Source organism: Mesorhizobium sp. M0751 (genome assembly GCF_040320265.1).
In the GTDB taxonomy this organism is placed as follows: Bacteria; Pseudomonadota; Alphaproteobacteria; order Rhizobiales; family Rhizobiaceae; genus Mesorhizobium.
In genome coordinates, this window is sequence record NZ_JAMYPH010000047.1 from 1 (window position 1) to 11384 (window position 11384).

Genomic DNA, 11384 nt, shown 5'->3' on the forward strand with positions numbered 1-11384 from the left:
ACATAGAAATTGACACTGCAAGCTCCTCGGCTCCTTGCTTCAGTGTCAGTATGTCTCGCTCATCACCTCAAGCCGCGCCAGATGGGGTCAGCTTGGCGCTTACAGCTTGACGCTGGTGACCGACCTTCGGTTTGTCCGTTGGACCAGTTCGGTGGTCGCCGCGGACAGCTATGTCATCCGCAGCAGGCTGGCTACATTTCAAACCGCAGTGCTTTTTCTCCTCCACATTTCAGCAGGCGGCGCAGATTGGCGCAAATCCCTCTCTCTCATGCGTCATCATCCCCAAGTTCGTTGGATCAAGAATTCTACGGCGATTGAACGAAATGAAAAATTGACGTTTGATCGTCATCCCGCGCTCAATCGAAATCAATTCAGGCCGGCCGTCCCTTTGCCACCAGAGCGCGGCTCGGGAACGACATCGAAACGGCTCGGTGGAATGTGTCTAAAGGGCTAATGCAACATGAGAAGCGTTGACGCTTTCGGCGGGGATCTGCAGCGCGAGGCAACCGAATGGCGCCGCTACCTCCATGAAAATCCAGAACTCGACTTTCAGGAACACAACACAGCGAGGTTCGTAACCGAGAAACTGGCATCCTTCGGTATCAATCACATCGAAACGGGGATAGCTGAGACCGGCATCGTCGCATTGATTCAGGGCGAAGGCGGAGACGGGCCGACGATCGGGCTAAGAGCGGACATGGATGCCCTGCCAATCATAGAGGCGTCAGGCAAACCCTGGTCGTCGAAAAGCCCGGGCAAAATGCATGCATGCGGCCATGACGGTCATACGGCCATGTTGCTGGGCGCTGCGAAATACCTCGCGAGTACGCGCAACTTCAAGGGCTCGGTTGCCTTGATCTTTCAACCGGCAGAAGAGCCAGAATTCCCAACAGGCGGCTTTAAGATGGTCGAGGAAGGGATCATGGACCGCTTCGGCATATCCCAGGTTTTTGGCATGCATAGTTGGCCGGGCTTGGAGTTGGGCAAATTCGCCATCTGCCATGGCTCGATCATGGGGTCGCAAGACGACTTCGATATCGTCGTGAAGGGCAGGGGTGGCCATGCGGCCCACCCGTATCGGACCATTGATCCCGTCGTCATTGCAGCACAGATCATTCTCGGTCTGCAAACCTTGGTCTCGCGCAAGACCGATCCTCTGGAGTCGCTGGTGATTTCCGTCACCAAATTGAGCGCGGCACAGGCCTACAACGTTATTCCCGATCAGGTCGAAATCGCCGGAACCGTCAGGACCCTGGCATCCGGCCTGCGAGACTTCGCCGAGCAAGAGATTTTGGCATCCGCTCAGGGTATCGCGCGCGGGTTCGGCGCAGATATCGAGTTCAGGTACCTTCGATCCGTTCCAGCGACCTTCAATCACGCGGAGGGAACCGATCTGGCGATCCAGGCCGCCCGCAGTCTCGTCGGGTCTGCATCCGTGAATGACAAGATGAAACCGAGCATAGGAGCGGAGGATTTCGCCTACATGCTTGAGGCGCGGCCGGGCGCTTACATTTTCCTTGGCAATGGACCGACGGCCGAGTGTCATAACCCGGCATTTGACTTTGACGACGAAGCCCTGCCTTACGGTATCGGCTATTGGGTCAGCCTTGTAGAGACGGTATTGGGTACCTGATGTGCGGGCGGACTGGAGTTGGTGAGGTGCGCTCGAGCGCGATGTCAGCAAGAGCGTTATGCTCGCTAGCACGGTCCGTCTTTCCGCGGCGCGGGCTCCCCGGCCGCCCACCGAGCGCCTAACCAAGATTGATCGCCGGATGGGCTCTAGCCAGTGCATCCGGCAAGACGTGCGCGGTGATCAGCGCAGCTCCGCAGCGGCAATGCCGCACTATCTGCATCACAGCGCCGCGAAGACCATGAAAGGCGCGAGAACTCTTTCTCAGTGGTTCGCGAGCCTATTCGCGCTGCCAAAAGCATCCTGGACCTGTTGAGCATCGCACAAGGCGATTCGTGTCAACGACAAAGTGGTGGTCAACACTTGGGGTGAACTAAATGAACAAAGTCCATAGCGACGCGGGCTCGGCGCTTGATGGTTTGTTGTTCGACGGCATGTTCGTTGCCGCAGGCGGGTTTGGGTTTTGTGGTATACCCGAGCCCTTGATCACTGCAATCCGGGAGGCCTGCACCAAGGACCTGACGATTGCGTCGAACAACTGCGGCGTCGACGAGTTCGGTCTCGGCGTGCTCCTGAAAACGAAGCAGATCAAGAAGATGATCTCGTCGTATGTCGGCGAAAATGCCGAGTTCATGCGCCAGTATCTGAGCGGGGACCTGGAACTCGAATTCAGTCCGCAGGGGACGCTGGCCGAGCGCATGCGCGCCGGCGGCGCCGGCATCGCCGGCTTCTACACCAAGACCGGCGTGGGCACCTTGGTCGCCGAGGGCAAGGAGCACACGCATCCGTTCATGCATGCGTGATTTCGCCGGAACGCTTCTGAAGCACGCCATCCAGCCAGTCTGGGTCCATCTGTGGCACCGAACTCATCAGCAGTTGCGTATAGTCATCGAACGGTGGCGAGAGAACGGCTTTCTTCTCGCCGAATCTAACCACTCGGCCACGGTGCATGACGGCGACCTCGTCCGCGATCGCCTTCACGGTGGCAAGGTCATGCGTGATGAAGAGGTACGAGATCGCCAGTTCCTTCTGGAGTGCCATCAAGAGCTTCAGGATCTCCTCTTGTATTACGTTATCGAGTGACGACGTCACTTCATCGCAAACGATCAGATCGGGATTGGCAGCCAACGCGCGGGCGATCGAGATTCGTTGCTTTTGACCGCCGGAGAGTTCCGAAGGGTACCGATCAATATACGCGCCGCCCAGCTCAATCATGTCGAGCAACTCGCGTACCCGCTGCGTGACGGCCGCACCCTGAAGTCCGAAATAGAGCCGCAGTGGGCGCGAGAGCAGTGTGCGCACAGTATGGCTCGGGTTGAGCGAGGTATCCGCAGATTGATAGACGAGTTGGATACGGCGCAGAATATCACGGTTGCGGTTTCCCCTTAATGCAGGCAGGCGGGCGCCATCAAACACCACCTCGCCTTGCTGAACTCCCAGCAACCCGCAAACGACCCGAGCCAAGGTTGACTTGCCTGAGCCCGATTCCCCGACCACCGCAACTGTGTGACCGCGCGGCACCGTGAAACTGACATCCTCCAGCACCCGCTCGTGCCCGTAAGCCGCATTGATATGCCGAATATCGAGAATAGGCCGCGCCGCCACGGCCGCCGATTTTTCGAGGCTCCGTACTGCCCAAAGAGTTCTGGTGTAGGGGTGCTCGGGCGATGCAAGCATTCGTCGCGTCTCAGCTTCCTCAACCTTGACACCGTCCTTAAGGACCACGATGCGGTGGGCCATCTGCGACACGAGTGCCAAGTCATGGCTGATGTATATGGCCGCCGTTCCAAACTGCTGGACGACTTTGCGAATGGCCCCAAGGACCTCGACTTGAGTCGTCACGTCGAGGGCTGTCGTCGGCTCGTCGAAAATGATGAGATCGGGCCAACAGTGCATTGCCATTGCCGTCATTAGGCGCTGCAACTGACCACCCGACACCTGATGGGGGTATCGCTGGCCGATCCCACCAGGATCTGGGAGGGCAAGCTCGCCAAACAGGGTGACCGCTTTTTCAATGGCTCGCTTGCGCGGTTCGGTCTTGTGGATTTCGGCGCTTTCAACCGCTTGATTGATCAGCTTGTGTGCAGGGTTGAAGGAAGCGGCGGCGCTCTGCGCGACATAGGCTATGCGCAAACCGCGCAGATTTCGTTTGACCGATTCTGGGCAATCACGGAGGTCGATCCCACCGAAATTGATGGTCCCATCGGCGATGTTGCAACCTTCCCTAACCATGCCGAGTGCCGCTAAACCGAGCGTCGATTTTCCCGCACCCGACTCGCCGATCACGCCGACAATCTCGCCAGGATGAACATCAAGGTCGATACCCTGCAGAATCGGTACGAGGGTGCCGTCGACCATACCATTGATGACGAGTCCGCGGATCGTCAGCAGCGGCGAAGCCCGTTCCGCCCCCCTCAACAAAGGTTTTACCTGCTCGGTCATGTGATTCGCTCAAGCATTAGAGGCACCGATGATCTGCAAATACCAGTCGACGATGAAGTTGATCGCGACGGTAAGCAGACTGATGGCTGCCGCCGGGAGCAATGGTGTGATATCCCCGTAGGTGATCAAACTAGCATTCTCGCGGACCATGGAACCCCAGTCCGCCATCGGTGGCGGGACGCCAAGGCCCAGGAATGACAGCGAAGAGATGGTGAGGAACACAAAGCAGAAGCGGAGCCCAAATTCTGCCACCAATATTGGGCGAATGTTGGGTAGGATTTCCTGAGCGATAATCCATAGTAGGTTCTCCCCCCGAACCTGTGCGGACTCCACGTAGTCTGACACAGCAACGTCCATTGCCAACGCGCGGGCGAGTCGGAAAACGCGGGTTGAATCGAGAATTGCGATAATTATGATCAGATTCTGGATCGATGTTCCGAAAGTGGACAGCAGCATCAGTGCAAAGATCAACCCCGGAATCGCCATGAGGACATCGATGAGGCGTGCGACCACTTGGTCCACCCAACCACGGAACAACGCGGCGATGATGCCCAGCGTGCCGCCCAACAAAAAGGCGATAGTCGTTGTTACGATGGCGATACCAATGGAATTACGCGCGCCATAGATAAGTCGGCTGAGGATGTCTCGACCAAGCTGATCCGTGCCAAGCAAATTTACGCGGTTCCACGACGCGAATGGTTCCCGAGAGACCAATTCGGATTCGCCGAAAGGAGCAATCAGGTTTGCGAAAAAGACGGCGAACAGGTAAACCGCGACGATGGCGAAGCAGAGCTTGACGTTGAGGGGCGCTTTTCTGAGCGCATAGCTGAATCTACTGCGCCGGCCTGGGGGGCGCTTGGCGCGCGACGAGATATCGGCTGTGTTGGGCATGTCCACCATATCCATCACCTCGGGTGGAGCAGCTTAGGATTCGTGGAGATTGCGATAATGTCCGCAAGGAGATTCAGGAGGATGTAGGCGCTCGCAAATATAAGTGCGCATGCTTGCACCACAGGTATGTCGCGTGTGCGCACTGCATCCACCATTGTCTGGCCTATCCCGGGATAGACAAAGACTGTCTCCACCACCACGACGCCCACCACCAGGTAAGCCAGATTCACGGCGACGACATAGGCAATGGGGGCCCAAGCGTTGGGCAAGGCGTGCCGCAGGATGACTCGTGCTGGAGAAGCACCTTTGCATTTTGCCATGTGGATATAGGGGCTGGATAACACGCCGATAATCGCCGACCTGGTCATGCGCATCATATGGGCAATAATCCCGATTGTCAGGGTCAAGACGGGCAAGGTCATACGCCAGACCCACTCGACGACGTCCATGCTGTCTTTGACATTGGAGAGGGTCGGCAGCCAACGCAGTCTTACGGCGACAAAAATGAGCAGGATATACGCTACAAAGAATTCTGGAATTGAGATCGTGGTTAGCGAAACTCCGTTTACCACGCGGTCAAAGGCGGCACCCCGATACAGTGCGGAGAGGACGCCGAGGACGATCGAAAGTGGAACTGCGATGAGCGCGGTCAGACTAGCCAACAGGAATGTGTTGCGGAGGCGCGATGAAATGATGTCCACAACGAATCGAGGCTCACCTGGACTGGACGACAAGGATTCGCCGAGATCACCACGCAGGATGCCGCCAACCCATTTGGAGTAACGGGTCGCGATGGATTGATCGAGGCCGAGACGGGACTTAAAAGCCGCAACTGTTTCGGGGGTGGCGGACTGACCCAAAATCGCGGTCGCAAAGTTGCCTGGAAGCATGCTGACGGTCGAAAAGATGATGACCGAGACAGCCGCGAGCGTCAATACGCCGAGGAGCAGTCGAGAGATGATCGTTCGGACAAGAGGCGGTATCATCTTTAAATTGCGGGGGATCATTTCTTCGGCCTTCCGAGTAGTCGAGTAGTCACTATCGCTGGGACATTGAGATGCGGTACAATCGTTGCCGTCGATGCCGGTCGGCAGGCAGATGTCAGCCGCGAAGATCCGCGATTGGACATTTGCCCAATGATGTAGCGCGCAGCGTGCTACAACCTACGGAGCGACCGCCGAAGACGTTGTAATCGCATGCCATTACGTGGCGTGTTAACAATCGGCATTGAGCCGAGTTCCAAGGAAGAAACGCGTCAAGGTGATGAGCGCCTGGAGAATCAGGCGCTCGCGCAATCGTTCGATTTCCAAACTATGCAGTCAACCACCAGCGTTCAGACGCACGCCCATTGTCCAGCGGAAATACACCGCCGACTTTGTTGAAACCAACCTTTTTGGAGACGGCATTGGTATAGTTTAAGAAGGCATACACAATCGCGCCACCTTCGTCGTGCAAAATCTGCTGCATTTCCGCGTATTGAGCAGCGCGCTTGGCTTGGTCGGTTTCGCCGCGGGCTGCAGCGAGGAGCTCATCGAACTTCTTGTGGCTGAAATGGGTCGAATTCCACGCTGCGCCCGTCTGATAAAATTGGGTGAAGAGCCAGTCGCTGGTTGCCCGTCCAAAATAGCCGACCGAAACGAACGGCTTCTTTAGCCACACCTTATCCCAATAGCCGTCGTCGGCCTCTTGAACCAGATTGATTTCAATGCCCGCCTTGGCGGCTTGCTCCTTGAACAGAGCGGCGGTTTCAACGGATCCTGTTGCAGCCGCCGGAGCTACCGACAGGTCGATCTTCAGGGTCTCGTAGCCGGCCTTCTTCAGGTGCTCCTTAGCTTTCTCGATATTGAAGACATGTTGCGGCTGCGGATCAATCGCAAAGGGCATCGACTGCGCCAAGGGGTTGTCATTTCCGAGTCGCGCCGTGCCGAAATAGACCTTGTCTAAAATCTCCTCTCGATTGATGGCGTACTTAAGAGCCAAGCGAACATCATTGTTGTTGAATGGCTCCATCTGCGTGTTCATGTCGAAAGAATCATGACGCGCACTGGGTACCAGCTGTATCGCGATGTCCGCATTGCGTTTCAACAGGTTGAGGGTCTTGATATCGACCTCTTCCATATACTGCACCTCGTCGGTGACGAGTGCATTGGTGCGGGCAACGGCGTCCGTGATGACGATGAACTCGGCCTCGTCAAGATAAGGCTTGCCTTCCTTGTAGTAATTCGGATTGCGTTTTAGCTTCGCGCCCACGCCAGGCTCGAATTGCTCAAGCAGGAAAGGGCCTGTACCGACCTTCGCAGACCAGTCCAGGCCGCCCTCGGCCTTTGCCGGCATGATTGGCAGATGGAAGTCGGCGACCAGGTACGGGAAGTCAGCGACGCCGCTGTTCAGTGTGAAGGTGACAGCGTCCTTCCCGTCAGCCTCGATCGACCCAACCTGCGCCAACATGGCCTTCGCGCCGGAGTTAGTCCCTTCGCCCATATGGTGTCGCATAGATGCGATAACGTCCGCAGGGGTGACATTTTTGCCGTTGTGGAAAGTGGAGCCCTTGCGGAGCTTGAACACCCACTTGGCAGCGCCCCCCGAAGGTTCAAAGCTCTCAGCCAAATCCGGCACCACCGAGCCGTCTGGGAGGATCTCAGTCAAATTGTTGCACATTGACCCGCCGAGCGCCGCAAGTGCGAACGAGCTGGGCCATGTAGCTGGATCGAGCGTGTCGGTCTGCGATCCATCCGCCAGGCCGAATTTCATAAATCCGCCCTTGGTCGGTTCGGCCGCATTCGCAAGCCCGGGCTTCAGCATGACGGAGCCCACGCCAGCCAGTGCAGCCGAGGCGGCCACGCTAGCTAGGAGTTCGCGGCGAGAAATCTGGCTAGACTGGAAATGACCCGTTTGTTTATTCCCCTTAGACATAGAAAGCTCCCGATTGTCTTGTTCGTTGTTGTCTTGATGCTTTTGAACGGTGCCGTGCCGCTGTGCGGTTTCGATTGCGGCACGCCTCAGAGGCGTGCGCATCCTTGGCGAAGGCGCAGGTCGCAGCCGTTTTCCCGTAAGTGCTCCCAGACCTCCCGCTCCTTGTGATGACCGCCGCACGGGTGACGCCGCCACCTCCCTAGCGGGAGCACTTGTCAGGCTTTTGGTTTCCACAAGGAAACTTGAAACGCTGCTTCTCAAGCGGTGGTTTGACAGAGTGGTCCAAAAACTATTGCGCGTCTAATATTATGTGGGCATAGAGTGATCGCGTACGAGCAACAATGTCCCGGACATGTCCAGTCTAAGCGGTACGCGATCGCGCGCGATAACCTCGATGCCAGGATGCGTTCCAGCCATGGTGCGACCGTGTCGGCATTTCGATCCGGCAATAGATCGAGGACGCGATTACGCTCAACATCGCAGATGATCGTTCCGTAGCGCTGGCCCTTGCGCCAGGCCCAGTCGTTGATGCCGACCACACGCGGCGCTTCCGGCGGCTCGAACCCAGCTGACCTGCCACTGAATTTTCATCCGGCTGCAGTTAGAGCCTCGGCGGGTTTTACGCCGTATGGCGCGGGTTGAGCAACGGGTGATCGGCGGAGCTGGTCGGGGTTGCGCAGCCGATCGTCCGTTGCGGTGAGATTGGCGGCATAGGCCGCAGGCGTGATGTATGCGAGCGCCGAATGTGGGCGCGATCGGTTGTACAACACGACGAGAGAACGCCCACGGGACCGAGGAACGCAAGTTTCTTTATCCATGGCATCCCTGGGCCGGGCGTTGTGTTCACGTTCATGAGGTGATCGAGAAGGCTGACCGGGAGGTTTTCCGCTGCAGTCTCTCTGGCCACGCCTCCGATCGGTGGCTGGAGGTTCCGGCCTGGATGTTTGATCGCGCGGTCTGCACCGCGTGGCGCATTGCCGCTGCCCCACATGTCGATCCCAGAACGCTTGGCGTCTTGGTGACACTGCTGCAGGACGCGACGGCCAATTCCCACACCCCATCGCAATTGGAGGTTTCGGGCGCAGCATCGGATCCTCACGACGCGAATCGGGGAGAGGTCCATGCCGCGCCAGCCCACGACATATCAGTTCGATCTGTTCTCCAACCCGCACGATGCGGAGACCGCGCAGATGCCACCATGGCAGGCGCTGCCGGAAGAGACGCGCCTGACGCTGACAAAGCTGATGGTGCGCCTGATCCTCGACCACGTCGACGGCGAGCGCGCCGTTCCACGGGAGGAGGCACGCCATGATGCATGAGAAGATCCGGCCCCACCATCTGGAGCGAAAGGCGATCCTTTATGTGCGGCAGTCCTCGGCCCATCAGGTTCTGCACAATCGTGAGAGCAGCGCCCTGCAGTATGCGATGCGCGATCGCCTGGTCGCGCTCGGCTGGTCTTGCATCGAGACGGTCGATGACGATCTCGGCCGCTCTGCTGCTGGCGGTGTCGCGCGAGCGGGCTTCGATCGGATGGTCGCAGCAGTCTGTCTCGGCAAGGTTGGGGCGGTTGCGGCGCGGGAGGTATCGCGCTTCGCCCGCAACAGCCGCGACTGGCAGCAGCTCATCGAGATGTGCCGCGTCGTCGATACCGTGCTGATCGACCAGGAGACGGTCTACGCACCGCGCCAGGGCAATGACCGGCTGCTGCTGGGATTGAAGGGCAGTCTCAACGAGTATGAGCTCGATCTTCTGCGTCAGCGCTCCTTGTCGGCCCGCTATGAGAAGGCCCGGCGCGGTGAACTCGTCGTCGCTTCCCCGGTCGGCTTCGTGAAGGTCGGCGACCGGCTGGAGAAGGATCCCGACCGTCGCATGCAGGAGGCCATCACCCTTGTGTTTGACAAGGTGGCGGAACTCGGCAGTGCCCGCCAGGCCCTGCTCTGGTTCCTCGAACATGGGCTGGATTTGCCTGCCAAGCGCAACAATGGCGATGTGGTCTGGCGCAGGCCAAGCTATGCGACCATCCACCGAATGATCGAGAACCCGATCTACGGCGGCGCCTACGCCTATGGTAAGACTCGTGCTGCGTCGGGATATGATGCAACAGCCATTCGTTCGCGCAGCCGCCGTAAGGCGCGTGATGAATGGCTGGCGCTGATCCCGGGTGCACACGAAGGCTACGTCAGCTGGGAAAGGGCGGAAGCGATCCGCAAGATGGTGAGCGACAACGTGCCCACGAGCCGGCATCACGGGGCGCCCAAGCATGGCGACGCTCTGCTCGCCGGCCTTGTCCGCTGCCGGCGCTGCGGCCGCAAGCTGACGGTCCGCTACACGGGAACCAAGCACAACATTCCGCGCTATTCCTGCTGGCGTGGTCTGCTTGACAATGGCGAGCCGCGTTGCATCGCCTTCGGTGGACTACGCGTCGACGACGCCATCGAGGAAGCTCTTCTGCGGGTTGTCGAGCCGGCAGCGATAGCCGCGGCCGTCGAGGCCGAAGCGCAAGCGGCCAGTCGCCGCGATCAGGTCCGCGATGCTCTGATGCGCGATCGCGAGGCGGCACGCTACAACGCCGATCGGGCGTTCCGGCAATACGACGCCATCGATCCGCAGAACCGGCTGGTCGCGGCGGAACTGGAGTTGCGATGGAACCGGGCGCTTACGCGTGTCGGCGAGATCGAGAGCAGGATTGCCGCGCATGATGCCTCGACATCGGAGCCATCACTTCTGTCGCCAATACACGTGACCGCGCTCGCCGCCGATCTCAAGGCTGTATGGGCGGCGCCGACGACGGATGCAAGGCTCAAGAAGCGCATCGTTCGCACCGTCATCCGGGAGGTGGTCGCCGATATCGATGACGAAGCGTCAGAGATCGTTCTTCTGATCCATTGGGTTGGCGGCGTCCATACTGAACTGCGCCTGCCGAAGCGGCGCCGTGGACAGCGCAACAGCACGTCCGGCGATATCATCGCGGCCGTCCGCCAACTGGTGCTCATCGCCAATGATGATCTGATTGCTGGCATCCTCAACCGCAATGGACTGGTGACCGGCCACGGCAATCGATGGACACGCGAACGGGTCACCGCGCACAGGTCGCATCATAAGATCCCTGTCTTCCGGCCAGCGGCGGACGGCAAAGAGCCATGGCTTAACCTGAACAAGGCGGCGCGCCTTCTCGGCGTTGCACCGAAGACCCTCAGGCTCGCCGCCGAGGCGGGCGAGATCGAAGGCGTTCATCCTCTGCCGGATGGTCCATGGGTCTTCAGCCGATCAACGCTTGGCGAACCTGCGGCACAGCGCATCGTTTATTGCGCGCGGCAAAACCCAAAATACCCCACGGGATCGCATCCAGATCAGCAAAACCTATTCACTTCAACGACATAGACAGATGGGTGTTATGAAACAGGATTGTAGTCGTCTGCCCATTCGGCGATGGTTGTTCGGGCATGGTCGAGGCCGAGGAACAGGGTTTCGTTCAGCAACTCGTCCCGCATCCGCCCGTTGAAGCTTT

At 58.6% G+C, this 11384-nt stretch carries 8 protein-coding genes and 3 pseudogenes; 5 read left to right on the top strand and 6 right to left on the bottom strand.

From position 1 onward, the window contains the following. Nucleotides 1-106: 106 nt before the first annotated feature. The 3 genes and pseudogenes from NKI19_RS32025 to NKI19_RS32035 form a co-directional block, all read left to right on the top strand. On the top strand, nt 107-454 hold the full coding sequence (locus NKI19_RS32025) for a hypothetical protein (RefSeq protein WP_352951279.1): 348 nt from the start codon (nt 107-109) through the stop codon (nt 452-454). Nucleotides 455-460: 6 nt separating this feature from the next. Continuing rightward, on the top strand, nt 461-1633 hold the full coding sequence (locus NKI19_RS32030; protein WP_352567629.1) for a M20 aminoacylase family protein: 1173 nt from the start codon (nt 461-463) through the stop codon (nt 1631-1633). Between the two features lie 374 nt (nt 1634-2007). Beyond that, a pseudogene (locus NKI19_RS32035) lies at nt 2008-2409 on the top strand (CoA transferase subunit A); the annotation flags it as partial. A 10-nt stretch (nt 2410-2419) separates the two neighbouring features. Here NKI19_RS32035 and NKI19_RS32040 read toward each other — a convergent pair. The 5 genes and pseudogenes from NKI19_RS32040 to NKI19_RS32060 form a co-directional block, all read right to left on the bottom strand. Next, nucleotides 2420-4072 carry an ABC transporter ATP-binding protein gene (locus tag NKI19_RS32040; protein WP_352567630.1) on the bottom strand — a complete coding sequence of 551 codons (1653 nt, stop codon included), beginning with the start codon at nt 4070-4072 and terminating at the stop codon, nt 2420-2422. Nucleotides 4073-4081: 9 nt separating this feature from the next. Continuing rightward, nucleotides 4082-4963 carry an ABC transporter permease gene (locus NKI19_RS32045; protein ID WP_352567631.1) on the bottom strand — a complete coding sequence of 294 codons (882 nt, stop codon included), beginning with the start codon at nt 4961-4963 and terminating at the stop codon, nt 4082-4084. A gap of 14 nt (nt 4964-4977) precedes the next feature. Further along, on the bottom strand, nt 4978-5970 hold the full coding sequence (locus NKI19_RS32050) for an ABC transporter permease (protein ID WP_352567632.1): 993 nt from the start codon (nt 5968-5970) through the stop codon (nt 4978-4980). Between the two features lie 304 nt (nt 5971-6274). Then, complete coding sequence (locus NKI19_RS32055) at nt 6275-7876, bottom strand: ABC transporter substrate-binding protein (RefSeq protein ID WP_352567633.1); 1602 nt, start codon at nt 7874-7876, stop codon at nt 6275-6277. Nucleotides 7877-8248: 372 nt separating this feature from the next. Beyond that, nucleotides 8249-8418: pseudogene (locus tag NKI19_RS32060) on the bottom strand (transposase); the annotation flags it as partial. A gap of 579 nt (nt 8419-8997) precedes the next feature. Here NKI19_RS32060 and NKI19_RS32070 point away from each other — a divergent pair. Together NKI19_RS32070 and NKI19_RS32075 are read left to right on the top strand one after the other, a co-directional pair. Beyond that, nucleotides 8998-9195 carry a hypothetical protein gene (locus tag NKI19_RS32070; protein ID WP_023722661.1) on the top strand — a complete coding sequence of 66 codons (198 nt, stop codon included), beginning with the start codon at nt 8998-9000 and terminating at the stop codon, nt 9193-9195. Further along, nucleotides 9185-11257, top strand: coding sequence for a recombinase family protein (locus NKI19_RS32075; RefSeq protein WP_352567634.1), 2073 nt, complete (start codon nt 9185-9187; stop codon nt 11255-11257). The genes NKI19_RS32070 and NKI19_RS32075 overlap by 11 nt, the downstream gene beginning before the upstream one ends. A 23-nt stretch (nt 11258-11280) precedes the next feature. Here NKI19_RS32075 and NKI19_RS32080 read toward each other — a convergent pair. Continuing rightward, nucleotides 11281-11384 (bottom strand): annotated as a pseudogene (locus tag NKI19_RS32080) (integrase core domain-containing protein); the annotation flags it as partial.

Bases quoted from the DNA above. Each gene is read 5' to 3' on its own strand.
- NKI19_RS32055 (WP_352567633.1), bottom strand. From the start codon at position 7,876: ATGTCTAAGGGGAATAAACAAACGGGTCATTTCCAGTCTAGCCAGATT.
- NKI19_RS32030 (WP_352567629.1), top strand. From the start codon at position 461: ATGAGAAGCGTTGACGCTTTCGGCGGGGATCTGCAGCGCGAGGCAACC.
- NKI19_RS32070 (WP_023722661.1), top strand. From the start codon at position 8,998: ATGCCGCGCCAGCCCACGACATATCAGTTCGATCTGTTCTCCAACCCG.
- NKI19_RS32075 (WP_352567634.1), top strand. From the start codon at position 9,185: ATGATGCATGAGAAGATCCGGCCCCACCATCTGGAGCGAAAGGCGATC.
- NKI19_RS32050 (WP_352567632.1), bottom strand. From the start codon at position 5,970: ATGATCCCCCGCAATTTAAAGATGATACCGCCTCTTGTCCGAACGATC.
- NKI19_RS32040 (WP_352567630.1), bottom strand. From the start codon at position 4,072: ATGACCGAGCAGGTAAAACCTTTGTTGAGGGGGGCGGAACGGGCTTCG.
- NKI19_RS32045 (WP_352567631.1), bottom strand. From the start codon at position 4,963: ATGCCCAACACAGCCGATATCTCGTCGCGCGCCAAGCGCCCCCCAGGC.